Here is a 25,957-nt window from a genome sequence, read left to right as displayed (position 1 = left end):
TATCATATTTTGATCACATTTTACAAGTTTTAAAAAGCTTAATAATAGAATTTTGCAAAAAAAAAAGCACCTTCAATCTCTCAAAGATGCTAGAAGTTATATATACTTAAATTTAAGTATTTATTCTTATACTAATTCAAGAATAGCACGTTCAGATCCGTCGCCTCTTCTTGGTCCTAGTTTTAATACTCTTGTGTATCCACCATTTCTGTCTTCATAGCTAGGTGCGATTTCTTCAAATAGCTTTTGAACAGTTTCTGGTTTATATAAATAAGCTGCTGCTTGTCTTCTTGTGTGAAGTGTATTCTTCTTTCCAAGTGTAATCATTTTGTCAGCCATTTTTTGGGCTTCTTTTGCTCTAGTTACAGTAGTTTCAATTCTACCATTTTCTAGTAATGATTGCACAAGGTTTCTAAGCATAGCATTTCTGTGGTCAGTTCTTCTGCCAAGTTTTCTTTTATCGGCCATACTTACCTCCTATTCATCCTTTAAGCTAAGACCTAATTCGTCTAGCTTGTCCATTACTTCTGTTAATGATTTCTTACCGAAATTCTTGATTGATTTTAGTTCTGATTCGCTTACTTCTACAATATCAGCCACTTTATCAAATCCTGCACGTTTTAAGCAGTTAAATGATCTTAGACTTAAATCAAGCTCTTCTATAGTCATACTCAAGTCTTCACTTAGTGCTTCTTCTTCATTGTTTTCTTCTTCCTCAATAATTTCCTCTTCTGGAGGGAACTTCATATCAGGAAGGTTATTAAACAATGAAACGTCCTCGATTAGGATATTTGATCCTAAGCTTAAGGCTTCTTGTGGTGAAATTGTACCATTTGTCCAAACTTCTAATATAAGTTTGTCATAGTCAGTTGACTCTCCAACTCTAGTATTTTCTACAGTATAGTTGACTTTTTCAACTGGAGTGAATGATGAATCTATAGCTATAGTACCTATAGGGTCTGATTCATCCTTATTGTTTTCAGAGATTCTATATCCCTTACCATCAGTTACATCCATAGCTATAAATAGTCTGGATTTTTCGTTAACTGTGGCAATGTAGTGGTCAGGATTTGCAATGTCTACTAGGCTATCTGCCTTAATATCTTTTGCTGTTACAATCTTTGGACCTTCTACATCTAAAAACAATGTTACATCTTCATCTGTGTGTTTTGTAACGTCTAGACCTTTAATGTTTAGAACTATTTCAGGCACGTCTTCAACAACCCCATCTATTGTGGAGAATTCATGAAGAACTCCTTCTATAAGTATTTTTGAGACGCTAGAACCAGGTAAGGATGATAAAAGCACCCTTCTCATACTGTTTCCAATGGTTGTACCATATCCTCGCTCAAGTGGATATAAAGCGAATTTTCCATAATTTTCTTCTTCGACTATATCCAATATTTGTATATTTGTATCTAATTTTTCGATCATGGTAACTCCTTAGTTCTAACTTAAATTCTACCTATTTAGAGTAGAACTCTACGATCATACGTTCTTCAACTGGGATGTCGATATCTTCTCTTGTAGGGAATCTGTCTACTGTAACCTTTAGGTTTTCTATATCACTTGTTAACCATTCAACAACACCAAATGTTGCGTTTGTTTCTTTGATTGCTTTGAAAAGTTGACTTGATCTAGATTTTTCACGAACTTCTATAACATCTCCTTCTTCAATTTGGTATGAAGGAATGTCTACTTGCTTACCATTTACTGTAAGGTGTCCGTGAGTTACGATTTGACGAGCTTCTCTTCTTGTTCTAGCTAGTCCTGATCTAAATGCTACGTTATCTAATCTTCTTTCGCAAAGGATGATTAGTTGTTCACCTGTTTGTCCCTTCATTTTTGAAGCGGCTTCGTAGTATCCTCTAAATTGTTTTTCACTTACTCCGTAAATGAATTTAGCTTTTTGTTTTTCTCTTTGTTGCATTCCATATTCAGAAAGTTTAGCTCTTCTTCTTGGAAGTGTTCTGTTACTTTCTCCTGTATATCCTAGGTATGCTGGAGAAATTCCTAAAGCTCTAGCTTTTTTGTATACTGGATCTTTTGATACTGCCATAATCTCTCCTTATTAAACTCTTCTTCTCTTTGGAGGTCTACATCCATTGTGTGGGATTGGTGTTACATCTTTAATCATTGTAACTTCAAGTCCTGCTGCTTGTAGACTTCTGATTGCTGATTCTCTTCCTGAACCAGGTCCTTTAACGTAAACTTCTACAGTTTTTAGTCCTTGGTCGATAGCTTTCTTAGCTGCAACATCTGCTGCTTCACTTGCTGCAAATGGTGTAGATTTTCTGCTACCTCTAAATCCTAATTGTCCAGCAGAAGCCCAAGATAATGCATTACCTTGCATATCTGTAAGTGTTACCATTGTATTGTTAAATGTTGAGTTAATGTGAGCTTGGCCACGTTCAACATTTTTTTTGACTCTTCTTCTTCTAGAAGTAGCTTTCTTTTTGTTAGCCATAATTCTCTTTAACCCCTTCTACCTTTTCTGGTTTTTGCATTGTTCTTTGTATTTTGTCCTCTTACTGGAAGATTGTTTTTGTGTCTTAATCCTCTGTAACTACCGATTTCTTTTAGAGCTCTAATGTTCATAGATACTTCTCTTCTTAGATCTCCTTCGATGTTGTAGTTGTTTAATTGTTCACGGATTTTACCTAATTCTTCTTCTGTAAGATCTTTCATTTTTGTATCAGGATTGATTCCTGCATTTTTTAGTATTTCGTTTGCAGTTGAACGACCTATACCATATATATAAGTTAATCCAATTTCTGCTCTTTTTTCTCTAGGTAAATCTATACCAGCTATTCTTGGCATTAGCCCCTCCTAACCTTGTCTTTGTTTATGTTTTGGATTTTCGCAAATTACCATAACTTTACCGTTTCTTTTGATAATTTTGCATTTATCACACATTTTTTTTACTGATGCTCTAACTTTCATTTTGACTCCTCATCTTTCGATTATTCTTAATGAATAAGTAGATCTTGAAGTGTATCCCAATGTAAAATCTTTCGATTTATCACCCAAGATGATGGGACTACTTCTTTCTCCAAGTTATTCTACCTTGACTTAGATCATATGGAGATAATTCTACTGTTACTTTATCTCCTTCTAGTATTCTAATGCTGTTCATACGAAGCTTTCCAGAAATGTGAGCTTGGATTTCGTGTCCGTTATCTAGCTCCACTTTAAATATCGCATTTGGTAGTGCTTCAGTAACAACTCCTGTAACTTCTATAGCATCTTTTTTTGACATCGATAGAACCTCCTTTTCTCTTTCCCATGTCTATTGAACGCCATTTTACTTGTCTTATATCAATAAGACATCAAGGACTAAAAATCTCTTAAAGATTCTATCGCCGCTTTCCTTCTTATTTGCATAAATTAGAATTATTCTCCTAATTTATCTAGAAATTCTTCAAAAACTTCATCTGGAGAATTTGTGCCATCAATACTAAATAATATACCTTTTTCCTTGTAGTAATCAATGAGCACAGATGTGTGAGCGTTGTAAACATCAATTCTGTTTTTAACTGTGTCTTCGTTATCATCATTTCTTTGGATAAGCTCACTTCCGCATTTATCACAAATTCCTTCTTTCTTAGGAGGATTGTTTGTTACATGGAAGGTTGCGCCACAGTTTGTACAAACCCTTCTACCAGTTATTCTTTGTATTAGAATTTCTTCGTCTACATTAAAATATACGACATGATCTATTTTTTGATTTCTTTCTTCCATTCCTAAATCAAGCGCTTTTGCTTGTTCAATGTTTCTTGGAAATCCATCAAAAAGAATGATCTTTCCTTCTTTACTTTCGTCTTTGTGCTTGTCGAAAGCATCCCATACCAGATCAATTGTTAATTCATCTGGTACAAGATCGCCCTTGTCCATGTAGGACTTAGCCTTTAGTCCTAGTTCAGTTTCATTGGAGATATTATATCTAAATATATCTCCAGTAGCTATCTGAACTGCTTCTTTTTTGTCTATGATCTTATTTGATAGTGTACCCTTACCAGCTCCTGGTGGGCCTAATAAAATAATATTCATCTCTTACCTGTTTAAAAATCCTTTGTATTGTTTCATTGTCATCATTGCTTCAATTTGTTTGATTGTTTCAATTATAACTCCTACGACGATGATTACTGATGAACCACCGAATGAGATTTGAAGTCCTAAAATTCTTGATGCAATTGCTGGAACTATGGTCAATAGTGCCAGTGCGATTGAGCCTATAAATGTAATCTTTGTTGATACATTAGCTAGGAAATCACTAGTTGGTTTTCCAGGTCTTATTCCAGGGACAAATCCCCCGTTTTGTTGAAGTTGTTTTGCATATTCTACAGTGTTAAATTGAATTTGGTTGTAGAAATAAGCAAATACTAGGATTAATATAGATTGGATTATTAGATATACTGCAAATCCAAAGTTTGAGTTTTGGAAGAAGTTTGCTATTGAACTTTCTCCGTTGCCACCGAAAAATAGTGAAACGGTTGATGGTATAGCAAGTACTGCTGATGCAAAGATTATTGGCATTACTCCACCCATGTTAACCTTGATTGGAATGTGGGTTGATTGACCACCGTACATCTTACGTCCAACTACTCTTTTAGCATATTGGATTGGTACTTTTCTTTCTCCCTCAGATATTTCAACTACAGCAAACACTATTAGTACAACAATTATTGCCATTATTATGATTGATAGAATACTTGTTGTGTCATAGTGGAGGCCTTGTTGCCATCTAGCTATTGTTCTTGGGAATGATGCAATGATACCCATAAAGATTATAAGACTTGTACCATTTCCCAAACCTTTTTCAGTGATGGTTTCACCCATCCATGTTACAAACATAGTGCCACCGATTAGGACTATGTTCATTACAACCTTTTGGAATCCAGTCGCAGATGATAGGGCTGCTCCATAAAGTCCGTTTGTTATTGCTACTGCTTGGAATATAGCTAGTGCAATTGTTACATATCTTGTATATTTTTGAATTGTTTTTCTTCCTTGCTCTCCTTCTCTTGAAAGCTCTTCAAGTCTTGGAATTACAACTGTTAAAAGTTGCATTACAATTGAAGCTGTGATGTATGGTTGTACACCTAGAGCAAAGATTGAAAGTGTGGATAGTCCACCTCCTGTTAACATGTTTAGGTAGTCAACAAGAGTTCCTTGAATATTTTGATATGCATCTGCTAGTGCTTTTGTATCTATAAATGGTATAGGAATATTATTTCCCAGTCTGTATACGACTAGCATTAGAAGAGTGAAATAAAATCTTTTTCTGATTTCCTCTTCTTTTGCTGCTTTTTTAATTATTTCTAGCATTGCTCACCATGCTTTCTGTTAAGCTTTTTTTGATGGTTTTACCCATTTTTTAGCTTCGATTACTTCGATAGTGCCGCCAGCATTTTCGATTTTTTCTACAGCTGATTTTGTGAATTTGTGAGCTTTTACTGTAAGCTTTTTGTTAAGTTCTCCATCACCTAGGATTTTAACTCCAGCTTTTGCTTTGTTCTCGTTTAAGAATTTGTTTGCAAATAATAGTTCTGGTGTTATTTCTGTTCCATCTTCGAAAGCATTTAATGTTTCAACGTTGATTGTTTCATAAATCTTTCTGTTGATGTTTTTAAAACCTCTTTTTGGAAGTCTTCTGTATAGAGGCATTTGACCACCCTCGAAGCCTGGTCTTACTCCACCACCGCTTCTTGAGTTTTGTCCGTCTTGTCCACGACCTGCACGAGTACCGTTTCCTGAACCTGGACCTCTACCTTTTCTTTTAGCTTTTTTTAACTTCGCATTAGGTTGTAATTCATGTAGTTTCATCTTACACCCCTTAGTTTAATTCATTTACATCAACCATGAATGAAACTTTTTTGATCATTCCTCTGGTTGCTTTATTATCTTCTCTTACAACGCTTTGGCCAATTTTTTTTAGGCCTAGAGCTTTACATGTTGCAATTTGTCCATCTTTTTTACCGATAAAAGATTTCTTTAATGTGATTTCAAGTTTTGCCATTTTACTCTCCTTAATAATCAAATTCTTCTACCGATTTACCACGAAGTTTTGCAACTTCTTCTACAGTTTTCATGTTAGCGAATGCTTCCATACATGCATTGATAATATTTCTTGGGTTTGATGAACCTAAGTTCTTAGCCCTAATATCTTTATATCCTGCTAGTTCACAGATTGCACGAACTGGACCACCAGCGATGACTCCAGTACCTTCTGTTGCAGGCATTAATAGAACCTTACCGCTTCCTTTGTGTCCGTGGATTCTGTGTGGGATTGTTGTTCCAACTAATGGCACATTGATCATGTGTTTTTTAGCATCTTCACTAGCTTTTCTAATAGCTTCTGGTACTTCTGTAGCTTTACCTGTTCCGATTCCAACATAACCATTTCCATTTCCAACAACTACTAGTGCTGAAAATCTGATGTTACGTCCACCTTTTACAGTTTTAGCAACTCTGTTAATCGCTACTACTCTATCTTCGAGGTTTAGTTTTTCTACTTCGCTTCTTAATAAATAATTCATCTAATACCTCCCCAATTAAAATTTAAGACCAGCTTCTCTTGCTGCTTCAGCGATAGCCTTAACTTTTCCGTGGTATAGGTAACCATTTCTGTCGAATACTACTTCTTCGATTCCCTTTTCACTTAAAGCTTTTGCTATTGCTTCGCCAACTTTTTTAGCAGCTTCAACATTAGCGTTATTTTTAGCTCCATTTGAAACTGATTCTTGTAAGGTATTTGCACTTGCAAGTGTTACACCATTTACATCATCAATTGCTTGAGCGTAAATATTAGCGTTTGATTTATAAACACTTAGTCTTGGTTTTTGAGGAGTACCACTTATTTTAGCTCTTACTCTTTTTTTACGAGTTAAAAGTCTTTCTTGTTTAGTTTTTTTAGCCATTACTATCTCCTACTTACCTGTTTTACCAACTTTACGTCTAACATGCTCATCAACGTATCTGATACCTTTACCTTTGTATGGTTCTGGTTTTCTCCAGTTTCTGATGTTTGCTGCATGTTGACCAACCAATTGTTTGTTAAATCCTTTAACTACAATTGTTCTATCATTTGGTACTTCTACTTCGATTCCTTCAGGGTCAGCCATTGTTACTTGGTGTGAGAAACCTAAGTTCATTACTAGGTTGTTACCTTGTTTCATAGCTCTGTAACCTGTACCTTCGATTTGAAGTGTTTTTTCATATCCTTCTGATACTCCAACTACCATATTGTTAATTAGAGATCTGTATAGACCGTGGTCTATGTTTTGTGCTTTTGTGTAGTTTTCTGGAATTTTAACTAAAAGTTCGTTTTCAGCTAATTCTAGTTCTACACCTTTTGAAACTTCAAGGCTATCTTCGCCTTTTGGTCCTTTTACAACAACTGTACGGTCGTTTATTTCTATTGTTACTCCAGAAGGTATTTCAATTGGAAGTTTTCCTATTCTTGACATATATATCTCCTTACCATACGTAACAAATAACTTCGCCACCTACATTTTCGCTTCTTGCAGCGCGGTCAGTTAATAGTCCCTTTGATGTTGAAATGATTGCTGTTCCTAGTCCGTTAAGTACTTTTGGAACTTCATTTGCTTTAACATAAACTCTAAGGCCTGGTTTAGAAATTCTTCTTAGACCTGAGATTACTTTTTCACCATTTTCAGTATATTTTAAATCAATTGTAAGAATACCTTGTTTGCCGTCTTCTTCTACGTTAAATCCTGTAATAAAGCCTTCATCAAGCAGAATTTGGGCAATAGCTTTTTTCTCATTAGAAGATGGTAATGAAACTTTTGTATGGTTTGCTTTGTTACCATTTCTGATTCTTGTTAGCATATCCGCTATTGGATCTGTCATCATAATTATTATTCCCCCTTAATTACCAGCTTGCTTTTTTAACTCCAGGAATTTGTCCGTTATTTGCAAGTTCTCTAAAGCAAATACGGCAGATTCCATATTTTCTTAAGTAGCCGTGTGGTCTTCCACAAAGTTTACATCTTGAATATTCTCTTGTGGAGAATTTTTGTTTTCTTTGTTGTTTAGCTCTTAGTGACTTTTTAGCCATTTTTGCTCCTTAGTTATTTCTTAAAAGGCATTCCCATTAGTTGTAAGAATGCTTTTGCTTCTTCGTCTGTTTTTGCTGTAGTAACTACTGTGATGTCCATTCCGTGTAGGAAGTCAACATCATCATATTTGATTTCAGGGAAGATCAATTGTTCTTTGATTCCTAGTGAATAGTTTCCACGTCCGTCAAAGCTGTTTGGATTGATTCCTCTAAAGTCTCTAACTCTTGGTAGAGAAATGTTTATAAGTTTGTCTAGGAAGTCATACATTTTTTCTCTTCTTAGTGTAACTTTTGTACCAATTGCTTGACCTTCTCTTAGTTTAAAGTTAGCTACTGATTTTTTTGCTTTAATTTCTATTGGTCTTTGACCTGTGATTAGAGCAAGTTCATCTTTAGCTGCATTTAAAAGATTTTGGTTATCTTTAGCTTCACCTAGTCCTACATTTATAACAATTTTTGTAAGTTTTGGAACTTCGTTAACATTTTCGTAACCGAATTGTTCGATAAGTTTTCCAACAACTTCGTTTTGATATTTTTCTTTAAGTCTACTTGTCATAATATCTCCTTTGAACTAGTCGAATTTTTCTTCTGTCTTAGTAGATACACGAACTTTTTTGCCGTCTACAAATTCTACTCTAGTTCTAACACCTTTTTTAAGTTCTTCTGAATATAGAAGTACTTTAGAAGCATCGATTGGACATTCTTTTTCGATTCTTCCGCTTTCGCCACCCATTTGAGTTGCTCTTTGGTGTTTGATTCTTACGTTTGCACCTTCAACTATTACTTTGTTTTCTTTAGGTAGGGCTTTTATAACTTCACCTACATGTCCTTTATATTCACCTGATATTACTTGGACTTTATCGCCTTTTTTAATGTGCATATAATCCTCCTATAATACTTCCGGTGCAAGTGAGATGATTCTCATGAATCCTTCACTTCTTAATTCTCTTGTAACTGGTCCAAAGATTCTTGTTCCTACTGGTGATAGGTCATCTTTTATAACTACAGCTGCGTTTTCATCAAAGCTAATTGTTGAACCATCAGCTCTTTTTAGACCTCTTTTTGTTCTAACTATAACAGCTTTAACTACAGAACCTTTTTTTACCGCTGCTCCGGGTGTTGCACTTTTAACTGAACAAGTTACCACATCTCCGATATTAGCATATCTTCTTCCAGTTCCTCCAAGAACCTTAACTACTGAAAGTTCTCTTGCTCCGGAGTTATCTGCAACTCTCATACGAGTTTCTTGTTGTATCATAATAATCTCCTATATCTAATTAAACAATTTCTGCCGCTTGGCTAACGCGAACTAGTCTCCATCTTTTTGTTTTAGATAGTGGTCTTGTTTCCATTATTTCTACTGTATCGCCAAGTTTAGCTTCATTTAGTTCATCGTGAGCTTTGTATTTCTTGCTTCTATTAATTCTCTTTTTATATACTGGGTGTTGGATCTTTTCTTCAACTAGAACAGATATTGTCTTGTCCATTGCATCAGATACAACAACACCTTTCAGTATGTGTCTATTATTTCTTTCCATGAAACTTAAGCCTCCCTATTTAAATTAAGCTTTCTTTCTGTTTGGATTGTCTTAACTCTAGCTATATCTTTTTTAACAGTTCCTATAGCTGATGGATTTTCAAGTTGTCCTGTTGCAAGTCTAAAACGAAGATTGAAAAGCTCACTTTGTAAATCATATAATTGTTTATCTAAATCTTGGTCTGATAAATTTCTGATTTCTGCTACTTTCATCCTTATTCCTCCGTACCTGTAACTTCAAGTCTTTGGATGAATTTAGTCTTAATTGGAAGTTTTTGTGCAGCAAGTCTCATAGCTTCTCTTGCAACTTCTTCACTAACACCACTCATCTCAAATAATACTCTACCTGGTTTTACTACAGCAACCCAATATTCTGGAGCACCTTTACCAGATCCCATTCTTACTTCTGCTGGTTTCTTTGAAACTGGCTTGTCTGGAAATACTTTAATCCAAATATTTCCGCCTCTTTTTATATATCTTGTCATCGCACGACGAGCAGCCTCGATTTGGTTTGCAGTCATCCATGTAGCTTCTGTAGCTTGAAGACCATATTCTCCATAAGCTAGCTCATTACCTTTGTGAGCAAACCCCTTCATTCTGCCTCTGTGTTGTCTACGATATTTAACTCTTTTAGGCATTAACATAATGATTCTCTCCTAATTCTTTTAAATAGCGATATCCTTATTTATTGTTAGGACGTCTATTATTTCTTCTTCTTCTGTTATTTCTAGGTTGTTTCATTTTTGGTTCTCTTTGAGCTTTTTCTCCTGGAAGAACTTCGCCTTTGTAGATCCAAACTTTACAACCGATCTTACCATATTCTGTATCTGCTTCTGCAAATCCGTAGTCAATGTTTGCTCTTAGTGTTTGAAGTGGAATTGTTCCTTCTGAATATCCTTCGCTTCTAGCCATATCAGCACCGCCAAGTCTACCTGATACCATTGTTTTGATACCCTTAGCTCCAGCTCTCATTGTTCTTTGCATTGATTGTTTCATTGCACGTCTGAAAGCTACTCTGTTTTCTAGTTGGCCTGCGATATTTTCAGCTACAAGTTGTGCAGAAAGGTCTTGGTATTTGATTTCTTCAACGTTAATGATAATTCTCTTACCTGGTGCAGCTTTTTCTAGCTTCTTCTTAAGTTCTTCAACTCCAGCACCACCTTTACCAATTACCATTCCTGGTTTTCCAGCAAATACTGTAACTTTAAGGTTGTTTACTGCTCTTTCGATTTCTATATCTGCAATTCCTGCATCATATACTTCTTTTTTTACAATTTTTCTGATGTTATAATCTTCTACTAGTAGATCTGAGAAATCTTTTTTGTCTGCGAACCATTTTGAATCCCAGTCCTTGATAACACCTACTCTAAATCCTTTTGGGTTTACTTTTTGGCCCATCTTATTCCTCCGTATCTTCTATATCTGCTAGTACAACACCAATGTGACTTGATCTTTTTAGTATTGGGTATGCAGCACCTTTAGCTTTTGGGTGCCATCTTTTCATAGTTGGAGCGTCATTTGCGTATGCTTTTTTAACATAAAGATTTGCTCTGTCTAGTCCATTGTTGTTTTCTGCATTGGCAATTGCACTTTTTAGTACGTCTGAAAGAAGTCTTGCACCTTTTTTGTTAGTAAATCTTAAGATATCAAGCGCTTCATCTACTTGTTTGCCTCTGATTTCTCTTGCTATATAGTGAACTTTTAGAGGAGAAATTCTTTGATACTTAGCTATTGCTTTAACTTCCATCGTTTCTCTCCTATCTTAATTTGCTTTTCATTTCAGTAGCCTTTTTAGCGTGGCCTCTGAATGTTCTTGTTGGTACGAACTCACCTAGTTTGTGGCCTACCATATCTTCAGTTATATATACTGGAACATGTTTTCTACCGTCATGAACTGCGATAGTATGTTCTACAAATTCAGGGAATATTGTAGAACGTCTTGACCAAGTTCTTATAACTTTTTTCTCATTTTTTTCATTTAATTCGTCAATTTTCTTTATTAAATGATCATCGACAAATGGTCCTTTTTTAATAGATCTTGCCATTATATCCCCCTATTTTTCGTTTCTTCTTCTTACGATGTAAGCTTCAGATTGTTTTTTAGTGTTTCTTGTCTTAACACCGATAGCTTTTTTACCCCATGGTGTCATTGGGCTTGGTCTACCAATTGGTGTTCTACCTTCACCACCACCATGTGGATGGTCAACAGGGTTCATTACAGATCCTCTGACGTGAGGTCTCTTGCCCATATATCTGCTCTTTCCAGCTTTACCAACTCTAATTAGTTCGTGTTCAGAGTTTCCTACAACTCCTATTGTAGCTTTGCAGTTTAAGTGAACCATTCTCATTTCGCCTGAAGGAAGTCTAAGTGTTGCGAAGTTTCCTTCTTTAGCCATAAGTTGAGCACCAACTCCAGCACTTCTTACAAGGATTGCTCCTCTTCCTGCTTTAAGCTCTACATTGTGGATTGTTGTACCTACCGGAATATCTTTAAGTTCAAGAGCGTTTCCTGCTTTGATATCAGCTTCAGATCCTGATTCGATTACATCGCCTACTTTTAGTCCTTTAGGAGCAAGGATGTATCTTTTTTCTCCATCTGCATATGCTACTAGAGCAATGTTTGCTGATCTGTTTGGATCGTATTCTATAGTTTTAACTCTTGCTGGGATATTATCTTTATCTCTTTTAAAGTCGATTATTCTATATCTTCTCTTAACTCCGCCGCCACGGAATCTTACTGTTGTTCTACCTGTGTTATTTCTACCACCCTTTGATTTAAGATCAACTGTAAGACTTTTTTCTGGTCTATCTGTAGTTATTTCTTCGAATGTTGAAACAGACATATTTCTATGACCGTTTGAAGATGGTTTTAATTTTCTAATAGCCATTTAAACCCTCCTTATAGTCCATCGAAGTATTCAATTTCTGCACTATCTTCTGTTAATGTAACGATAGCTTTTTTCCAGTCAGCTCTTTTACCGTATCCGTATCTTGTTCTAACAGATTTACCAGTAAAGTTCATAGTTCTTACATTTTTAACTTTAACTCCGTCAAAAATAGCTTCTACTGCAGCTTTGATTTCTGGTTTGTTTGCATTCTTGTCTACTTCAAAAGTGTATTTGTTCTCATCAAGCATTTCCATGCTTTTTTCTGTGATTATTGGTCTTTTGATTATTTCGTAAGGTGATTTCATTAGATAAATACCTCCTCAAGTTTAGCAACTGCATCTTTAGTAATTACTAACTTGTTGTGTTTTACTAAGTCATAAACATTTATTAAGCTTGCGGCTGAAACATCAACACCTTCGATATTTCTAAATGATCTATATACATTGCTATCATTTTCAGCTGTAACGATGTATGCTTTCTTGCCAGCATCGATTGCATTAAGAACTGCAACTGCTTCTTTAGTCTTAGCATTTTCTAGGTTTAAGTCTTCAAGTACGATTAGTTCATTGTCATTAACCTTTGATGTAAGAACTGAATATAATGCTTTTCTTCTTAGTTTCTTTGGAACTTTGTAACTATAATCTCTTGGTTTTGGTGCAAATACAACTCCACCGCCTGTGTAGTGAGGAGCTCTGATTGAACCTTGACGAGCACGTCCTGTTCCTTTTTGTCTAAATGGTTTACGTCCACCACCACGAACCTCTGAACGAGTTTTCGCAGATTGTGTTCCTTGTCTTTTATTTGCTAGTTGGTTTTTAACTACTTCATAAACTGTGTGTTCGCTTATTTCAGTATTAAATAGAGTTTCGTTTAGCTCTAAAGAACCAACATTTTCTCCCTTAATGTTTAAAATATCTACTTTAGGCATTTATTCCTCCTTAATTAGGCTTTTATAGCTTGTTTGATTTGAACAAGTCCGCCTTTAGGTCCTGGAACTCCACCTTTAACTAAGATGTAGTTATCTTCAACATTTACTTTAACGACTTCAATGTTTTGGATAGTAACTCTTTCGTTACCCATCTTTCCTGAACCTTTTCTACCTTTGAAAACTCTTGCTGGATCTGAACCTGCAGCTCTTGCACCTGCAACTCTGTGTGATTTAGAACCGTGGCTTGCTGGACCTCTTCCGTAGTTCCATCTCTTGATGGCACCTTGAGTTCCTTTACCCTTGCTTGTTGCTACGATATCAACGATATCTCCAGCTTCAAATTGTTCAACTGTGATAACATCACCAAGGTTTAATTCTGGAGTTTCTTCTCCAAAGTTAACTTCCTTTAGATATCTTTTTGTGGCAGCATTTGCTTTTTTGAAGTGTTCTCTTACTGGTTTTTTAACATTTTTTTCTTTTTTGTCCATGTAACCAACTTGAATAGCGTTGTAACCGTCTGTTTCTACTGTTTTAACTTGTACAACTACGTTTTCGTCAGCTTTTAGGACAGTAACAGGAGTAATAACTCCATCTTCGTCGATGACTTGAGTCATGCCTACTTTTGTTGTAAATATACTCTTCACTTGAGTACCTCCTTAATTACAGCGGATTGATGATCTGTCATTACTTAATGACTAGATTATCTTCAATCATCCTAATTACAGTTATAGCTTAATTTCGATATCAACACCTGCAGGTAAGTTTAATTTCTTAAGTGCATCTAATGTCTTTGCATTAGGTCCTATGATGTCGATTAATCTCTTGTGTGTTCTTTGTTCAAACTGTTCTCTTGAGTCTTTGTATTTGTGAACCGCTCTTAAGATAGTAACTCTTTCTATCTCTGTTGGTAATGGAATTGGTCCACTTACTTCAGCTCCGGATCTTTTAACCGCTTCTACGATTTTTTCTGCTGAGCTATCAATCACTTCGTGATCATATGCTCTTAGTCTAATTCTTATCTTTTGATTAGCCATTTTCCCTCTCTCTTTCTTTACGCCCATCCGGGCGTTTGATAATAATATTGGAAATCACTTAGGATCATTCCTAAGCTCGCTTGGCGAAAGTTTCCTTATGTCTTTGGCCTAGAACATAAGCAACATCTCGCTTCACAGCACTTATATATAATACATCATAAACATTAAAAAATCAAGTCTTTTTCACGATTTTTTAGGCGTTTCTTAGTGAAAACGACTGTCTTTTTTTAGTTTATAAAAATTAAGCTATTTACTAGCTGCTTGTTAATATACTAGGAAATTTTGAGATTACAAATTATTTTTGAAATTTTTCAAATAGTTCTTAGTTAATATATAAAATGATAGGACAAATCTTGGAAATAAAATACCAGCTAGGTATAATTTATATAAAAGATAAGGAGAAAAGTTATGGAATTAATACATGTTATAAGCTACTTTTTTATATACTCATTTGTAGGGTGGATATTAGAAGTATCCTACAAGGCTATGAGTCGCGGTAAATATATAAATAGTGGATTTTTAAATGGACCATATTGCCCAATATACGGAACAGGCGCCGTCCTTGTTTTAAGTTTTTTATCGTGGGTTGGTGGGGAGAATAAATTAATTATCCTACTTGCTTCTTTTATAATAACTACAGTTCTTGAACTAATAACAGGTTTTATCTTAGAAAAACTTTTCCACGAAAAATGGTGGGATTATTCAAACCAGCTTCTTAATATAGGTGGCTACATATGCTTAGAGTTTTCCCTAATATGGGCGGCCCTAGCCTTTATCTTATACGAAGCAATCCACCCTCTAATAGTAAAGCTTGTCAGTTATTTTTCTGTTAATGTTTTACTGGTATTTAACATAATAATGACTGTCGTCCTCTTAGTTGACCTTCTTCAAACTATAAATACTTTGTTGGGTATAAACAAGAAATTCAAACAAATCGAAGAATCATCTGAAAAGATTAGAGAATTTTCTGATAAAATCGGGGTAAGAGTCGCTGAGAAAAGCTTCGATGCCAAGGAAAGAAAAGAAGAGTTTGAAAATACTCCACTCGCAAAAGAAATCGACCACAGAAACGAAGAAGCTAGAGCAAAACTTAAGGAAATATTTGAAAAATCAAGTGAGCGAAGAATCCTTAGAGCCTTCCCTAACTTGAGGATAAAGGCGGAGAAGAAAATCAAAGAAAAAATAGATGAATAAAAAAGAGACCCTAGGGTCTCTTTTTTATTAGTCTTCTTTCTTCTTTCTAGTTGTAAGAATTCCAGCTACAGATATAGCAAGTCCTCCTAGGACATTCGACATACCTGTTACACCTGTCTTTGGACTCTTGTTTTTAGAGGTTGACTTAGATCCTTCTTTACTAACAACCTTGCTTACTTGTTGGCTAGGTACTATAACCTTGTCGTCGTTAGATTTGTCAGAAGGTTTTTGTGACTCTTTTGGATCTTTATCAGCTGGTTTTGGATCCTTTGGATCTTCAGGCTTTCCTGGAGTTTCTTGATCTTTCGGATCTTCTTTTCCTGGTTCTTCTGGATCGGTTGGATCTTCTTCACCTGGTTTTTCTGGATCAGTTGGACCTTCTTCACCTGGTTTTTCTGGATCGGTTGGATCTTCTTCACCTGGTTTTTCTGGATCGGTTGGATCTTCTTCACCTGGTTTTTCTGGATCCTTTGGATCTTCACCTTCTGGATTTTCTGGATCTTTCGGATCTTCTTCTCCTGGTTCTTCTGGGTCTTTTGGATCTTCTGGGTCCTCTGGATCGGTTGGATCTTCTTCACCTGGTTTTTCTGGATCAGTTGGATCCTCTTCACCCGGCATTTCTGGATCGGTTGGATCTTCTTCACCTGGTTCTTCTGGATCTTTTGGATCTTCTTCGCCTGGTTCTTCTGGATTGGTTGGATCCTCAGGTTCTACTGGTGGGATTTCACATACGTTTTTAGTTCCGATTTCTATAATCTTATCTTGTTTTTCTGTGATTGTTTTAGTAGTCCTGTCAACTTCTTTAGAGTTTTCAATCTTAACAGTAGTTTCAGTCTTACCTACTATTCCTTCTTGGATGACATTGGTCTTTCCAGCTTCAAGGTCTGGGTTTTCTTTAATGATAATATCATAAGCCTTTTCACTTTCGTAGGTAAACTCACCATCAGTCTTAGAACCATATTCAACAACCTTGTTTGTAGGTTCAGTTCTTTCTTCTGTTACTTCAAGATCACCAGTTTCCTTATTGAAGGTTGTGGTGTATTTTACAAATCCCTTAGAACCTTCTTCTACTACCCTTGTTTCGCCTTCTTCTAGGTCTGGGTTGTGTCTGTATTCGGTATCATTACCAAGTTCTACAATCTTTTCAACAGGTTTTACACCGACTTTTACTACCCTATCTTCTTTCTCAGTGATAGTTTTTGTTTCTTCTGTTGGATCACCAACTGGCTTAGAATCCTTAACCTTTTGAGTAATGGTTAATTCTTCCTTACCTGGCTTACCTTCTTTTTCTATAACTTGACTACCCGCATCAAGGGTTTCGTCATAGATCACTCTTGTTTCGTAAGGAATTTCTCTTTCGATAGTCTTAGTAGTTTCACCTTCTGTTGGCTCAGCAGCTTTTGTTCCTACACGAACTATGTGTTTTACAGGTTCTTTACTTGTTTCTTCGCTGATTTTCCTAGCTTCACCATCTGGCTGACCATTTTTAATGTCTTGTTCATATTTTGTAGTCTTAGAACCTGGTACTCCTTTTTGTTTTACTTCACTTTTACCTTTTTCTAAGGTGTCATCTTCGATGATTTCTACTTCAAATGGAATTGGGCAAGTCTTGCTGTATTCGTACTTACCTGTGAAGTCTTTTGTACCTACAATAACTTTTTGCTTAGCCTTTGTCACCACTTCTTCTGTAGTTTGTTCGATTTTACCAGTTTCTGGGTTGTATTTATCAATAACCTTAGTTTCTACCTTACCAGGTGTTAACTCTCCAGTTTCTACTACTCCCTTGTCTTTTGTGTCGTCGTATACATATTCGATTTCAACTTCCACATCCTTGGAGTAGTTATTTTCAGGAGTTTCTACCTTTGTTCCTACTTCGATGATGTGCTTTTTAGGATCTACTCTGTTGGATTCAACTTTAAGCAATTCACCATCTGGAGCACCATTTTTAATATTTTGGTTAAATTCTATATCATAGGAACCTTGGACACCTTTTTGAATTTCTTTGCTGGTTCCAGCTGGAAGTTCACTGTTGTATCTAACTTCAACTTCAAATGGAATTTCAAAGTGTTCAGTGTGTTTTACAACACCTGTAAAGTCCTCGTCACCTACAAGAATAACAGCCTTTTTAGGTTCTCTAACTGTTGTGTATTCTGATGTGTTTGTTATTTGAGAATTTTCAATGGTTAGTGTTCTTTCTCTTAGGCCGCTTTCACCAGTTTGTTTGACTCCATTAATCTCGTTATATTTCCACTCACCTTTTTTAAGTGATGGGTCTTTTCTAACTTCTACTTCAAATGGAATAGTTTCTGTTTCCTTGTATTGGCCATTAGTTTTTGATCCTATTCTTAACTTTCGTGTAACTGGTTCTTTTATTACTTTAGTTTCTCCACGTACTTCTTCGCCTGCTTCACCATTTGTAATTGTTCTTGTAATCTTAGTTTCTTGTTCACCAAGTTCACCCTTTTGGTCTTCTACGATTTGATTTGGTGCTAGGCTTGGGTCAACTATGATTTCAGTTTCAAATGGAATTGGGTCTTTGTCCACAGATTCTACAGAGCCAGTAAAGTCCTCGCTACCTACTTCGATAATTTCTTTAACTGGTGTTTTTATTATTGATGCTTCAGAAGTATTTGTCACCTTAGAATCTACTATAGTAAGGGTGTATTTTTCTTCTCCTGGTTCTCCTTTTTGGATAACCTTGTATTCGCCCTTTTTAAGGTTAGGATTTACCCTTACTTCTACATCATAAGGAATCTTGTTGGTATATTCATGTGTTCCGTTGGATTTTGCAGCGCCTACTTTCACTTTTCTATTTTTAGCTGCTTTTACTGTCCTTGGTTCACCATCTTTAGACTCGGTTACCTCTCCATTTTTTATTGTATGAGTAACTGTTGTTTCTATTTCACCATGCTCACCTTCTTGAATTACTTCAGTTGTACCTGGTTCCATAGTGTTGTCTACAATGTACTCTGTTTCAAATTCTATAAAGTCAGTCTTTTTGGTTTCAAAAGTACCTGTGAAGTCCTTGCTTCCTACTTTAATTACTGCGTCAACAGGCTTAGTTTCTACAACTTTTGGTTCTCCAACTATCTTAGAATTTTTAATTGTCCAAGTGGTTATTCTTTCACCAACCCTGCCTGGAGTTACTTCTTCATATTTTCCAGCTTCTATATCAGGGTCATATACTACTTTGTAGCCAAATGGAATTTCTTCTTTATGTTGGTGAGTTCCTTCAGTCTTAGATCCAACTCTTACTATTCTCTTTTCTGGTTCTGTTCTTTCGAGTTCTTTCTCTTCTGTAGATTTTTGTTCACCATTTTCAAAGTGTTGGATAAATTCTTTTTTGATATTTCCTGGTTTACCAGCTTGATCAACTACCATAGTTCCAGTTTTAAGTTCATCATCGAAGATAACTTCAGTTTCGTATGGAATTTCTTCTTCAATTACGTTTTTAAATTCACCAGTATATTTCTTTGTACCAACAATTATTTCTTGAGTAGCATTTTTAACCACTGTTTCTTCTTTAGATTCAATCTTGCCAGTTTCTGGATTGTAATCATTAGTTACAACTGTCTTTACTTCTCCAGGAGTAAATTTACCTTGTTTTGCAACAGTAACATCCAAATTAGGGTCGTATTTATAAACAATATCTACTGGAACAGTGCTTTCTTTTGTCACACTATTTGTAGCAGGTTTCTTACCAACTATTATTACGTGTTCTACAGGCTCAGTTCTCGCAGTTTCTTCTGATTTTAGTTCGCCATCAGCTTCTCCATTTTTAATAGCTTGGGTGTACTTAGTAGTTTTTGAACCTGCTTGTCCTTGAGTTACTACTTCACTCTTACCAGCTTCTAGAGTTTCATCTTCTATAACTCTTACTGTAAATGGAATTTTTTCTGTTACTTTGTGAGAAAATTCTCCAGTGTAGTCTTTTTTACCAACTCTAATCACAGCGTTTACTGGACCAGTAGTCTCAACTTTTGGATCTCCAACTATTTCAGAGTTTTTGATAGTCCAAGTAGTCTTTCTTGTTCCTTCTTTTCCTTCAACATCTATTACGTATTCACCTGATTTTAGATTTTCGTCATAAGAGAAATTGTATTTAAATGGAATTTTTTCTTCGTAAGTGTGGCTGCCTTCGGTGTTTCTACCTACTTTGATGATTCTATTTACAGGTGCTTTAGTTTGAGTGTATGCGCCTTCTTCAGTTTTTGTCACCTTGCCATCTTCTATAGTAAGGGTATTTGTCCTAGTTTTTTCACCTAACTCACCTTCTTGGGTTACTTTTTGTTCACCTGGTTTTAGGCTGTCGTCAAATTCTACTATTGTTTCAAATGGCACTTCAACTTTTTCTGTAACTTTGTGAGTACCGCTATTTGTTCCCTTACCAACATTAATAATTGCATCTTCTGCATCAACTGTTGTGACTGTTGGCTCTCCACTAACCTCAGAGTTTACAATCTTCCATGTTGTAGTTTTAGTTCCAACCTTACCAGGTTTTACAATTTCGTACTCGCCTTTTTTAAGTGTGTCTACTTCTTTAACTTGATATTTAAATGGTATTTCTTCAACGTGCTCTACTTCACCTTCGAAGTCTTTTCCACCAACTTCTATTACAGCGGCTTCTGGTTTTGTTTCATCTACTTTAGTATCTACAACCTTGGAGTCTTTTATAGTATAGGTGGTTTTTTTACTTCCAGCTTTACCTTTAAGCTCAACACCGTCAACTTTTTTGTATCTCCACTCGCCTTTTGCTAGGTCGTCTACAACTACGACTTCTGTTTCAAATGGGATTTCTTCATTGTGTATGATAGTATTTTTTGTGCCAGATGCCACAAATTGAGCTTCTGTTTCTCTTGTGCCAACTTCTGTGTTGCCTTCAAAGTAATGAGCAATTACCGGCACGTTTAGAAGAGCACCGTCAATATTTTCCCCATCTGGGACAGTTGTTGTAACTCTACCTGTATCTTCGTCGATTGAAACTTGCCAAATATTTCCATTATCATCTTTATAGGCATTTGTACTAAGGGTAAATTTAGTAGGTTTTCTATTGAACTCATCTTCCAAGTTTAGTATAGCAACAGAAGAAAGCACATCACCTGTCTTACCTGCCTTGGCATTATAGCGAACAGTCATGTTGGCTCTTTGCTTGATGATAAATTCAGCAAATGTTTCATCGGTGATGTCCTCATCTGGTTGTTTTGGATCATTATAATGGGCAACTACTGGGACAAAAAGCTTTTCTCCACCATTAAAGTTCCCACTATTTTTTGGCTGAGCAGTTACTTGGCCAGTTTTTTCATCAATAGAAACAGTCCATTCATTGCCGTGGTCGTCCTTATAATCAAAACCATCTTTTATAGAGTATCTTGCAGGGCTTTCCTTCTTTTCATCTTCAGTAATCACTGGTAGTGAGGTCTGTTCTTCTGAAGGGAAGTTAACTTGAGCCGCGTACTCTGGTTTGTTTAATATTGATTCTTGTACTACAAAGTGGAACCAACGTGTATCGGTTGAGCCATTGGTATAAGTATATACAACAGGTAGGGCTATGGTATCTCCAGGCTTTGCGTTTTTTGGTGCAGTTATGTCAAAATATGAAATATTGTCAGACTTACCATCAATAACCCATCTCTTGTCCTTGTTTTCTTCCTTCATCAATTCATCGTAAGATATTCCTAATTCTCTTGCGATTTTTTTATTTGCTGCTATAAGGTATTCTTCCTTAAGTTTTCCTGTGGCTTCTCCAGCTTTATATGCAGCATCCATTTCCGATCCCTTTTTTTGAGTTCCACCAGGTGTACTTGGATCTAAAATTCTTATAGTGGCTTTTTTCCCAGGATTTACACCTGTAGATTCATTTGGATCAATTTTATTTCCATCTTCATCTTTGAATTCTTGGTCATAGTATCTAGTATCGTCAAGGTTTAGGCTAAAGTCGCCAATAAGATTGTAGTGGTCGTAGCGGTCTATGCCTTGCTTGTCGATTTTAACATTAGTTCCCTTATGGTTGATGTCGGCAGATCCTGCACCTGTTTCTGTGTAAGTTCCTGTTTCACCAAACTCATCTGGTGTGTTGGCTATATTTGTAAATTCATCCTTGGTTCTTGGGCGGGCAAAGAATTTTACATCTAAGTGGGTTAATCCCTTATAATCTGGATCTTTAGCAAAGATAGAATCTTCATTTACTACATACTTGCCACCCTCTAATTTTAGAGCGCCTGCTGGCATCTTTACATGTACCTTGCCATTATCGTCAATATAAGCACTAGCTCCTGGCACAACTTTGCCAGTTACTGGATGGTAAACTTGGCCAACTAATCTTTCTTTGGCATTTTCATCTATATTTTCTACCTTAATACCAGTGTCAATATCTTGACCTTGGACAAAGACTTTTTCGTTATACTCTCCATTTAATTTCATTATCTTAAGGCTGTCATTTTCATTTGGCCATGGATTAACCTTGTAACCTAAAGCAAAGCTACCACCAAAAAACTTAACTCCTGGGTTGTCTTTTGAATAATCATCTTTAAAACCAAAGGAAGTAGAGTCATTGTCCTTGTTGTTGATGTGCTTTAAGGTTTCTTCGCTTGCTCCATAATTCAAATTCCTTTGTGATCTAGAAGCCTCTATTATAGTGTTTTTATCTGGTTTGTAGGTTACATTAGGAGATTCAGAAGTTAATCTATCTCCTTGACCCATCATTGGTTTTTCGCCTGGATCTACAGGTATAAGACCGGAATCTGTAACATAAACCTTAGTATAGGTTCTTTGGCCAGTCTTCTTGTCTATGGTAATTTGGTAACCGTATTTAGTCTTGCTTGGAGAAGTTTCAGATGGGTTACTAAGTTCAAATTTAAAACCATCTTTTTCTACTTTTGCATCAGTTTTATCGAATTCTTGATTTGTATTTCCCGGCTCAAGATCCGTTTCCTTATAACGTTCAGATCCACTATAGTCCTTTATTCCTTTTTCATCCTTGCTATAGTTTGTATCTGTTGGTTCTTGAACCCTATCATTAGGGTCAGCTGTATCTAAAGCTTGTGCTGGTAAATCAGCTTCTATTGCTCCAACATTTTCAGGATTAACTGCATCAGACACTTGGAGAGATTCGTTTTCTTTGTTAGAAGCATCTACTGGTGTAGTTTTTTCTTCCTCTAAGTTTTCTACTGCTTTATCTGTAGCAGGCACTTCTTCCTGTTCTTTGTCTTCTACTACAAGTTCATTGACTGCCTTATCTAAGTTCTGGGTTTCTTCCTTGGCTTGAGGGATTTGATTAATATCTTCTTCTGCATAAGAGATACTATTTGCACCCAATACAAATGATACTGACAAGGCTAAAGCTAAGAGGTTCTTTTTCTTGTTCATCTTTACTCCTTTTTTTATTTATTTTAATAAATTAATTACTGTTTAATAATAAAATTTTATAATAATTTATTTAACTAAAATATATAGAAAAATTATACCTCTAACCCCAAAAATAGCAAGCTAATAAAGTCTTTTATATGGCTTACTTTAGGGAATTATAACATATTCTATATTTATCAATAATTAGATGAATTTCTATAAAAATATTTTCCATATTAGTTTATATGAAAAGCAAAGATAAGTGTTTATTATTACATTTTATTGAGATAGGTATAAGGCTTGTTGTTTTTTTGATGTTTAGTATTTTAATATGATATAATATTATGTATATAGTTTGTTTATTGGTAGGAAGAACCGATATGAGAAAAAAGTTTAGAGAATTTACATTATTTATATTAGCTATGATAGTATTTTATAGTTTTCTATTTTTCTTAGGTGTCACTTGCCCTATAAAGGCCTTGACGGGAATATCTTGTCCAGGATGTGGAATGACTAGAGCATGGATATCTCTTCTTAGATTAAATCCTAGAAGAGCTTTCTACTACCACCCGCTATTTCCTTTACCAGCCTTTGTTCTAATGGCTTATCTATATCCAAATATAGTGTCTTACAAGAGCAAAAAGATTGGCCTTGGAATTATCATAGGCTTGTTTTTTATAGTCTATATCTGGAGAATGGCGGATCCTAACAATACTATCGTTGTTTTTAGACCTGACCAATCTTTATTGTATCAGGCCTATCAGATCTTAAACAAGTAACAAGAAAGAGGTGATCTAATGAAATGTAAAAATTGTGGATCTGAACTTGAACTAGGAGCGAATTTCTGCACCCAATGTGGAGCAAAGGTTTCAGATATGTATGAAAATACAGCAAGTGGAAATGAAGAGAAAAAAGATCCTGTCTTAGAAAAATTAGAGGAAGTAAAAGAAGAAGTAAACAAATCCCCTAATGAAAAAAACATAACAGATAAAACTAACCCTTCTAATACAGATAGCAAAGATTTTAATGCAGGGGATAATCTGAATGTAAAGCCAAGAGTTAGCGATAATACCAAGGGAGCTACAAATGATTCTAGTCTCATAAAATCAATATCTTTAGTAGCTATGGTAGTTATGGCAATATTTGCAATTATTTACCTTATAGATACTTTTAGGCTGATATTTTACTCAATAGGAGGTATATTCTAATGCTCGGATTTTTATTTTTAACCATGTTTAACCTGGTGGCTAATGTGCTTACAATAGGATCTATAGCCTTTGTAGCCTATAGTCTTTTCACTATATCTAAAAAATGGGCTACTAGCGATAAGCAAGATTTATTTAACTTATTAGTAGTCAGTGGAGCTTTCTTAGTTCTAGTAAGAATTTTCGATTTTATAGTAAAAAGTATTAGCGATTATGAGTTCAAACCATTGTTAAGTCTTTTCTTAGTCCTCATAGCTATTGGAGTGCCTGTAGCTATATACTTTATCACTACTTCTTCAGGTGAGGTTATATATGAAGATGGATACTTTGAAAAAATAAAGAATAAAGAGTTCCTAAAGTCTGAGATTATGGCTTCATTTGGACTTTTTATTGACCAACTCGAAAAAATCAGCAATAAGGTATCCAAGGATATCGGAGAAAACAAAAGCGCCAGCGACCAAGAGGCTTACAAATATACTGAAGAAGCAGGAGATTTCAAGGGAATGTTAAATGAGAAAAGATCTTTATTATTGTTTATTGTTCTAAATATAATTACACTCGGTATATATAAATTCTACTTTGTCTACTCTGCAGCAAAAGATACTAACATAGCATGCAATGGAGATGGCGACAATACAAGTGGTCTTTTAAAATATATCATACTTTCTGTCTTAACATGTGGTCTATATGCTATATACTGGGACTACGCCCTAGCTAATAGGCTAGCTGCTAATGGATCAAGGTATGGATACAACATCCAAGAAAACGGAACCAACTTCCTATTATGGTGGCTCCTTGGAGGATGGGTATGTGGACTAGGATTGTTTGTAGCAAGAAATATAACAATCAAAAACCTAAATAAGATTTGTAGAGGATATAATCAAAGCAATCCAAGATTTTAAGCAATGAGAACCCAAATTATTTTGGGTTCTTTTATATTCCTTATCTTTTTTATAAAGATATATAATGATTTGTATGACTGTCTAGAACAATATAACATCTTTTCCTAGACAATACTTTTTAATCCTTCCATATTTTCAATAGTTATTTGTTTATCTTTTATAGCTATTAATCCTTCTTTTGCCATAGTTGACAGGCTCCTAGATAGGGATGGTCTTGTTACTGCTAGGTAATCTGCTAGTTCTTCTCTTGATATATTCAGGTGCACTACTCCGTCTTTTTCGTTTTCTAAGACATATGCTGCGATTTTTTGTTCTAACGTACTTTGGGAGTTTATTTGATTCTTTTTAGATAAGGACAGACTTTTTCTTGCTAAAAGATCTATAAAGTTTAGGCCCAGGCTTCTAGATTTAAGGCTTCCTAGTAGATTTCTAAAATCAGATATTACTACAACTGTGCTGTCCTTATCTGCCTCCGCCCAAAAGTCAAAGGGCTCTTTTAGGTAGGAGTACACTTCTCCAAAAATAACAGGCTTGTTAAAACTTGCTATTATATATCTTTTGCCTTCAGGGTCGATTTTATATACCTTGATGCTACCTTTTACTAGATAGTAAAAGTCTTCTTTAATGTCTCCTTTTTTGAAAATGTGACTTCCTTTTTCGTAAGTTTTCTCTTCTATAGTTGCTATATCTTGTATTTCTTTTATTTCATCTTCTGATAAATTATTAAATATAGGTATTTTTCTAAGATCCATATCTTCTCCTTAGCTCATGATAATAAAATATTACCCGAAATTTGAATTAATTTACCTAAATATGAGTACAAAAAAAGACTCGCTCACGCAAGT

36 protein-coding genes are annotated in these 25,957 nt (G+C 35.4%); 4 read left to right on the top strand and 32 right to left on the bottom strand.

Annotated elements, in window-relative coordinates; genetic code table 11:
* Window positions 1-126 precede the first annotated feature (126 nt).
* The 30 genes from rplQ to rpsJ all read right to left on the bottom strand — a co-directional run bounded on the left by rplQ (window position 127) and on the right by rpsJ (window position 14,467).
* Complete coding sequence (gene rplQ / locus E0D87_RS03965; protein ID WP_004834644.1) at window positions 127-468, bottom strand: 50S ribosomal protein L17; 342 nt, start codon at window positions 466-468, stop codon at window positions 127-129.
* A 9-nt stretch (window positions 469-477) separates the two neighbouring features.
* Window positions 478-1,434, bottom strand: coding sequence for a DNA-directed RNA polymerase subunit alpha (locus E0D87_RS03960; protein ID WP_004834667.1), 957 nt, complete (start codon window positions 1,432-1,434; stop codon window positions 478-480).
* A 31-nt stretch (window positions 1,435-1,465) separates the two neighbouring features.
* Window positions 1,466-2,059 carry a 30S ribosomal protein S4 gene (gene rpsD, locus E0D87_RS03955; protein WP_004834676.1) on the bottom strand — a complete coding sequence of 198 codons (594 nt, stop codon included), beginning with the start codon at window positions 2,057-2,059 and terminating at the stop codon, window positions 1,466-1,468.
* 12 nt (window positions 2,060-2,071) lie between these two features.
* A complete protein-coding gene (gene rpsK, locus E0D87_RS03950; protein WP_004834632.1) occupies window positions 2,072-2,467 on the bottom strand; it encodes a 30S ribosomal protein S11 in 396 nt (131 codons plus the stop codon).
* Between the two features lie 8 nt (window positions 2,468-2,475).
* Complete coding sequence (rpsM, locus tag E0D87_RS03945; protein ID WP_004834686.1) at window positions 2,476-2,820, bottom strand: 30S ribosomal protein S13; 345 nt, start codon at window positions 2,818-2,820, stop codon at window positions 2,476-2,478.
* Between the two features lie 9 nt (window positions 2,821-2,829).
* Entirely contained in the window at window positions 2,830-2,943 is a 114-nt protein-coding gene (rpmJ, locus tag E0D87_RS03940) for a 50S ribosomal protein L36 (RefSeq protein WP_004818043.1), read from the bottom strand.
* A 97-nt stretch (window positions 2,944-3,040) separates the two neighbouring features.
* Complete coding sequence (infA, locus tag E0D87_RS03935) at window positions 3,041-3,259, bottom strand: translation initiation factor IF-1 (protein ID WP_004834664.1); 219 nt, start codon at window positions 3,257-3,259, stop codon at window positions 3,041-3,043.
* 134 nt (window positions 3,260-3,393) lie between these two features.
* Window positions 3,394-4,050 (bottom strand): adenylate kinase, encoded by a 657-nt coding sequence (locus E0D87_RS03930; RefSeq protein WP_004834677.1) that lies wholly within the window; start codon window positions 4,048-4,050, stop codon window positions 3,394-3,396.
* Between the two features lie 3 nt (window positions 4,051-4,053).
* On the bottom strand, window positions 4,054-5,328 hold the full coding sequence (secY, locus tag E0D87_RS03925) for a preprotein translocase subunit SecY (protein WP_004834629.1): 1,275 nt from the start codon (window positions 5,326-5,328) through the stop codon (window positions 4,054-4,056).
* Window positions 5,329-5,346: 18 nt separating this feature from the next.
* Window positions 5,347-5,826, bottom strand: a complete 480-nt coding sequence (gene rplO, locus E0D87_RS03920) for a 50S ribosomal protein L15 (protein ID WP_004834730.1) — start codon at window positions 5,824-5,826, stop codon at window positions 5,347-5,349.
* Between the two features lie 10 nt (window positions 5,827-5,836).
* Window positions 5,837-6,019, bottom strand: a complete 183-nt coding sequence (gene rpmD / locus E0D87_RS03915; RefSeq protein ID WP_004834703.1) for a 50S ribosomal protein L30 — start codon at window positions 6,017-6,019, stop codon at window positions 5,837-5,839.
* Window positions 6,020-6,029: 10 nt separating this feature from the next.
* The gene (gene rpsE, locus E0D87_RS03910) at window positions 6,030-6,539 is read right to left on the bottom strand and encodes a 30S ribosomal protein S5 (RefSeq protein ID WP_004834666.1); all 510 of its coding nucleotides are present in this window, start codon (window positions 6,537-6,539) and stop codon (window positions 6,030-6,032) included.
* A gap of 15 nt (window positions 6,540-6,554) precedes the next feature.
* On the bottom strand, window positions 6,555-6,920 hold the full coding sequence (gene rplR / locus E0D87_RS03905) for a 50S ribosomal protein L18 (protein ID WP_004834679.1): 366 nt from the start codon (window positions 6,918-6,920) through the stop codon (window positions 6,555-6,557).
* A 9-nt stretch (window positions 6,921-6,929) separates the two neighbouring features.
* A complete protein-coding gene (rplF, locus tag E0D87_RS03900; RefSeq protein ID WP_004834707.1) occupies window positions 6,930-7,469 on the bottom strand; it encodes a 50S ribosomal protein L6 in 540 nt (179 codons plus the stop codon).
* A gap of 10 nt (window positions 7,470-7,479) precedes the next feature.
* Window positions 7,480-7,875 carry a 30S ribosomal protein S8 gene (gene rpsH / locus E0D87_RS03895; protein ID WP_004834722.1) on the bottom strand — a complete coding sequence of 132 codons (396 nt, stop codon included), beginning with the start codon at window positions 7,873-7,875 and terminating at the stop codon, window positions 7,480-7,482.
* A 19-nt stretch (window positions 7,876-7,894) separates the two neighbouring features.
* The gene (locus tag E0D87_RS03890; protein WP_004834680.1) at window positions 7,895-8,080 is read right to left on the bottom strand and encodes a type Z 30S ribosomal protein S14; all 186 of its coding nucleotides are present in this window, start codon (window positions 8,078-8,080) and stop codon (window positions 7,895-7,897) included.
* Between the two features lie 13 nt (window positions 8,081-8,093).
* Window positions 8,094-8,636, bottom strand: a complete 543-nt coding sequence (gene rplE, locus E0D87_RS03885; protein ID WP_004834685.1) for a 50S ribosomal protein L5 — start codon at window positions 8,634-8,636, stop codon at window positions 8,094-8,096.
* 15 nt (window positions 8,637-8,651) lie between these two features.
* Window positions 8,652-8,960: a 50S ribosomal protein L24 gene (rplX, locus tag E0D87_RS03880; protein WP_004834675.1), complete on the bottom strand. Its 309-nt coding sequence runs from the start codon at window positions 8,958-8,960 to the stop codon at window positions 8,652-8,654.
* A 9-nt stretch (window positions 8,961-8,969) separates the two neighbouring features.
* Window positions 8,970-9,338: a 50S ribosomal protein L14 gene (rplN, locus tag E0D87_RS03875; protein WP_004834648.1), complete on the bottom strand. Its 369-nt coding sequence runs from the start codon at window positions 9,336-9,338 to the stop codon at window positions 8,970-8,972.
* Between the two features lie 19 nt (window positions 9,339-9,357).
* Window positions 9,358-9,618 (bottom strand): 30S ribosomal protein S17, encoded by a 261-nt coding sequence (gene rpsQ / locus E0D87_RS03870; protein ID WP_130819421.1) that lies wholly within the window; start codon window positions 9,616-9,618, stop codon window positions 9,358-9,360.
* Window positions 9,619-9,623: 5 nt separating this feature from the next.
* Window positions 9,624-9,830 (bottom strand): 50S ribosomal protein L29, encoded by a 207-nt coding sequence (rpmC, locus tag E0D87_RS03865; RefSeq protein ID WP_004834657.1) that lies wholly within the window; start codon window positions 9,828-9,830, stop codon window positions 9,624-9,626.
* Between the two features lie 2 nt (window positions 9,831-9,832).
* Window positions 9,833-10,261, bottom strand: a complete 429-nt coding sequence (gene rplP, locus E0D87_RS03860) for a 50S ribosomal protein L16 (RefSeq protein ID WP_004834687.1) — start codon at window positions 10,259-10,261, stop codon at window positions 9,833-9,835.
* A gap of 37 nt (window positions 10,262-10,298) precedes the next feature.
* Window positions 10,299-11,015, bottom strand: a complete 717-nt coding sequence (gene rpsC / locus E0D87_RS03855; protein ID WP_130819420.1) for a 30S ribosomal protein S3 — start codon at window positions 11,013-11,015, stop codon at window positions 10,299-10,301.
* 1 nt (window position 11,016) lies between these two features.
* Window positions 11,017-11,364, bottom strand: a complete 348-nt coding sequence (rplV, locus tag E0D87_RS03850; RefSeq protein WP_004834662.1) for a 50S ribosomal protein L22 — start codon at window positions 11,362-11,364, stop codon at window positions 11,017-11,019.
* A 10-nt stretch (window positions 11,365-11,374) separates the two neighbouring features.
* Window positions 11,375-11,662, bottom strand: coding sequence for a 30S ribosomal protein S19 (rpsS, locus tag E0D87_RS03845; protein ID WP_004834697.1), 288 nt, complete (start codon window positions 11,660-11,662; stop codon window positions 11,375-11,377).
* A 9-nt stretch (window positions 11,663-11,671) separates the two neighbouring features.
* Window positions 11,672-12,505, bottom strand: a complete 834-nt coding sequence (gene rplB, locus E0D87_RS03840) for a 50S ribosomal protein L2 (protein WP_130819419.1) — start codon at window positions 12,503-12,505, stop codon at window positions 11,672-11,674.
* An 11-nt stretch (window positions 12,506-12,516) separates the two neighbouring features.
* On the bottom strand, window positions 12,517-12,810 hold the full coding sequence (rplW, locus tag E0D87_RS03835; protein WP_004834647.1) for a 50S ribosomal protein L23: 294 nt from the start codon (window positions 12,808-12,810) through the stop codon (window positions 12,517-12,519).
* Window positions 12,810-13,433: a 50S ribosomal protein L4 gene (rplD, locus tag E0D87_RS03830; RefSeq protein WP_130819418.1), complete on the bottom strand. Its 624-nt coding sequence runs from the start codon at window positions 13,431-13,433 to the stop codon at window positions 12,810-12,812. The genes rplW and rplD overlap by 1 nt, the downstream gene beginning before the upstream one ends.
* A gap of 14 nt (window positions 13,434-13,447) precedes the next feature.
* Entirely contained in the window at window positions 13,448-14,077 is a 630-nt protein-coding gene (rplC, locus tag E0D87_RS03825; RefSeq protein WP_004834674.1) for a 50S ribosomal protein L3, read from the bottom strand.
* A gap of 81 nt (window positions 14,078-14,158) precedes the next feature.
* Entirely contained in the window at window positions 14,159-14,467 is a 309-nt protein-coding gene (gene rpsJ / locus E0D87_RS03820; RefSeq protein WP_004834653.1) for a 30S ribosomal protein S10, read from the bottom strand.
* Between the two features lie 408 nt (window positions 14,468-14,875).
* On the opposite strand from rpsJ, the gene E0D87_RS03815 reads away from it, so the two are divergent.
* Window positions 14,876-15,661, top strand: coding sequence for a putative ABC transporter permease (locus E0D87_RS03815; protein WP_130819417.1), 786 nt, complete (start codon window positions 14,876-14,878; stop codon window positions 15,659-15,661).
* Window positions 15,662-15,688: 27 nt separating this feature from the next.
* On the opposite strand, the gene E0D87_RS03810 is transcribed toward E0D87_RS03815, so the two are convergent.
* Window positions 15,689-23,026, bottom strand: a complete 7,338-nt coding sequence (locus tag E0D87_RS03810) for a G5 domain-containing protein (RefSeq protein ID WP_130819416.1) — start codon at window positions 23,024-23,026, stop codon at window positions 15,689-15,691.
* Between the two features lie 359 nt (window positions 23,027-23,385).
* On the opposite strand from E0D87_RS03810, the gene E0D87_RS03805 reads away from it, so the two are divergent.
* The 3 genes from E0D87_RS03805 to E0D87_RS03795 are packed head-to-tail and all read left to right on the top strand — an operon-like array spanning window position 23,386 to window position 25,112.
* The gene (locus tag E0D87_RS03805) at window positions 23,386-23,784 is read left to right on the top strand and encodes a DUF2752 domain-containing protein (protein WP_130819415.1); all 399 of its coding nucleotides are present in this window, start codon (window positions 23,386-23,388) and stop codon (window positions 23,782-23,784) included.
* Between the two features lie 18 nt (window positions 23,785-23,802).
* Window positions 23,803-24,213: a zinc ribbon domain-containing protein gene (locus E0D87_RS03800; protein ID WP_130819414.1), complete on the top strand. Its 411-nt coding sequence runs from the start codon at window positions 23,803-23,805 to the stop codon at window positions 24,211-24,213.
* Window positions 24,213-25,112 carry a DUF4234 domain-containing protein gene (locus E0D87_RS03795; RefSeq protein WP_130819413.1) on the top strand — a complete coding sequence of 300 codons (900 nt, stop codon included), beginning with the start codon at window positions 24,213-24,215 and terminating at the stop codon, window positions 25,110-25,112. The genes E0D87_RS03800 and E0D87_RS03795 overlap by 1 nt, the downstream gene beginning before the upstream one ends.
* Window positions 25,113-25,216: 104 nt before the next feature.
* Here the strand turns inward: E0D87_RS03795 and E0D87_RS03790 are convergent, their stop codons facing one another.
* Window positions 25,217-25,864, bottom strand: coding sequence for a Crp/Fnr family transcriptional regulator (locus tag E0D87_RS03790; protein ID WP_130819412.1), 648 nt, complete (start codon window positions 25,862-25,864; stop codon window positions 25,217-25,219).
* Window positions 25,865-25,957: the final 93 nt, after the last annotated feature.

It is taken from the genome of Anaerococcus vaginimassiliensis (assembly GCF_900626155.1).
GTDB lineage: Bacteria > Bacillota > Clostridia > Tissierellales > Peptoniphilaceae > Anaerococcus > Anaerococcus vaginimassiliensis.
Note: the sequence above shows the minus strand (reverse complement) of the source record. Positions and strands in the feature narration are given on the sequence as shown.

Excerpts from the sequence above, each read along its gene's own strand:
- E0D87_RS03815 (WP_130819417.1), top strand. The coding sequence starts at position 14,876 with ATGGAATTAATACATGTTATAAGCTACTTTTTTATATACTCATTTGTA.
- E0D87_RS03930 (WP_004834677.1), bottom strand. The coding sequence starts at position 4,050 with ATGAATATTATTTTATTAGGCCCACCAGGAGCTGGTAAGGGTACACTA.
- rplW (WP_004834647.1), bottom strand. The coding sequence starts at position 12,810 with ATGAAATCACCTTACGAAATAATCAAAAGACCAATAATCACAGAAAAA.
- rplQ (WP_004834644.1), bottom strand. The coding sequence starts at position 468 with ATGGCCGATAAAAGAAAACTTGGCAGAAGAACTGACCACAGAAATGCT.
- rplB (WP_130819419.1), bottom strand. The coding sequence starts at position 12,505 with ATGGCTATTAGAAAATTAAAACCATCTTCAAACGGTCATAGAAATATG.
- rpsE (WP_004834666.1), bottom strand. The coding sequence starts at position 6,539 with ATGAATTATTTATTAAGAAGCGAAGTAGAAAAACTAAACCTCGAAGAT.
- E0D87_RS03890 (WP_004834680.1), bottom strand. The coding sequence starts at position 8,080 with ATGGCTAAAAAGTCACTAAGAGCTAAACAACAAAGAAAACAAAAATTC.
- rpsK (WP_004834632.1), bottom strand. The coding sequence starts at position 2,467 with ATGGCTAACAAAAAGAAAGCTACTTCTAGAAGAAGAAGAGTCAAAAAA.
- rpsC (WP_130819420.1), bottom strand. The coding sequence starts at position 11,015 with ATGGGCCAAAAAGTAAACCCAAAAGGATTTAGAGTAGGTGTTATCAAG.
- rplV (WP_004834662.1), bottom strand. The coding sequence starts at position 11,364 with ATGGAAGTTAAAGCAATAGCTAAGTATCAAAGAATTTCTCCTCTAAAA.
- rpmD (WP_004834703.1), bottom strand. The coding sequence starts at position 6,019 with ATGGCAAAACTTGAAATCACATTAAAGAAATCTTTTATCGGTAAAAAA.
- rplD (WP_130819418.1), bottom strand. The coding sequence starts at position 13,433 with ATGCCTAAAGTAGATATTTTAAACATTAAGGGAGAAAATGTTGGTTCT.
- rpmC (WP_004834657.1), bottom strand. The coding sequence starts at position 9,830 with ATGAAAGTAGCAGAAATCAGAAATTTATCAGACCAAGATTTAGATAAA.
- rpsJ (WP_004834653.1), bottom strand. The coding sequence starts at position 14,467 with ATGGCTAATCAAAAGATAAGAATTAGACTAAGAGCATATGATCACGAA.
- rpsD (WP_004834676.1), bottom strand. The coding sequence starts at position 2,059 with ATGGCAGTATCAAAAGATCCAGTATACAAAAAAGCTAGAGCTTTAGGA.
- E0D87_RS03960 (WP_004834667.1), bottom strand. The coding sequence starts at position 1,434 with ATGATCGAAAAATTAGATACAAATATACAAATATTGGATATAGTCGAA.
- rplN (WP_004834648.1), bottom strand. The coding sequence starts at position 9,338 with ATGATACAACAAGAAACTCGTATGAGAGTTGCAGATAACTCCGGAGCA.
- rpsM (WP_004834686.1), bottom strand. The coding sequence starts at position 2,820 with ATGCCAAGAATAGCTGGTATAGATTTACCTAGAGAAAAAAGAGCAGAA.
- infA (WP_004834664.1), bottom strand. The coding sequence starts at position 3,259 with ATGTCAAAAAAAGATGCTATAGAAGTTACAGGAGTTGTTACTGAAGCA.
- rplO (WP_004834730.1), bottom strand. The coding sequence starts at position 5,826 with ATGAAACTACATGAATTACAACCTAATGCGAAGTTAAAAAAAGCTAAA.
- E0D87_RS03810 (WP_130819416.1), bottom strand. The coding sequence starts at position 23,026 with ATGAACAAGAAAAAGAACCTCTTAGCTTTAGCCTTGTCAGTATCATTT.
- E0D87_RS03800 (WP_130819414.1), top strand. The coding sequence starts at position 23,803 with ATGAAATGTAAAAATTGTGGATCTGAACTTGAACTAGGAGCGAATTTC.
- rpsS (WP_004834697.1), bottom strand. The coding sequence starts at position 11,662 with ATGGCAAGATCTATTAAAAAAGGACCATTTGTCGATGATCATTTAATA.
- rplF (WP_004834707.1), bottom strand. The coding sequence starts at position 7,469 with ATGTCAAGAATAGGAAAACTTCCAATTGAAATACCTTCTGGAGTAACA.
- E0D87_RS03795 (WP_130819413.1), top strand. The coding sequence starts at position 24,213 with ATGCTCGGATTTTTATTTTTAACCATGTTTAACCTGGTGGCTAATGTG.
- E0D87_RS03790 (WP_130819412.1), bottom strand. The coding sequence starts at position 25,864 with ATGGATCTTAGAAAAATACCTATATTTAATAATTTATCAGAAGATGAA.
- rpmJ (WP_004818043.1), bottom strand. The coding sequence starts at position 2,943 with ATGAAAGTTAGAGCATCAGTAAAAAAAATGTGTGATAAATGCAAAATT.
- secY (WP_004834629.1), bottom strand. The coding sequence starts at position 5,328 with ATGCTAGAAATAATTAAAAAAGCAGCAAAAGAAGAGGAAATCAGAAAA.
- E0D87_RS03805 (WP_130819415.1), top strand. The coding sequence starts at position 23,386 with ATGAGAAAAAAGTTTAGAGAATTTACATTATTTATATTAGCTATGATA.
- rpsH (WP_004834722.1), bottom strand. The coding sequence starts at position 7,875 with ATGATGACAGATCCAATAGCGGATATGCTAACAAGAATCAGAAATGGT.
- rplE (WP_004834685.1), bottom strand. The coding sequence starts at position 8,636 with ATGACAAGTAGACTTAAAGAAAAATATCAAAACGAAGTTGTTGGAAAA.
- rpsQ (WP_130819421.1), bottom strand. The coding sequence starts at position 9,618 with ATGGAAAGAAATAATAGACACATACTGAAAGGTGTTGTTGTATCTGAT.
- rplR (WP_004834679.1), bottom strand. The coding sequence starts at position 6,920 with ATGGCTAAAAAAACTAAACAAGAAAGACTTTTAACTCGTAAAAAAAGA.
- rplX (WP_004834675.1), bottom strand. The coding sequence starts at position 8,960 with ATGCACATTAAAAAAGGCGATAAAGTCCAAGTAATATCAGGTGAATAT.
- rplP (WP_004834687.1), bottom strand. The coding sequence starts at position 10,261 with ATGTTAATGCCTAAAAGAGTTAAATATCGTAGACAACACAGAGGCAGA.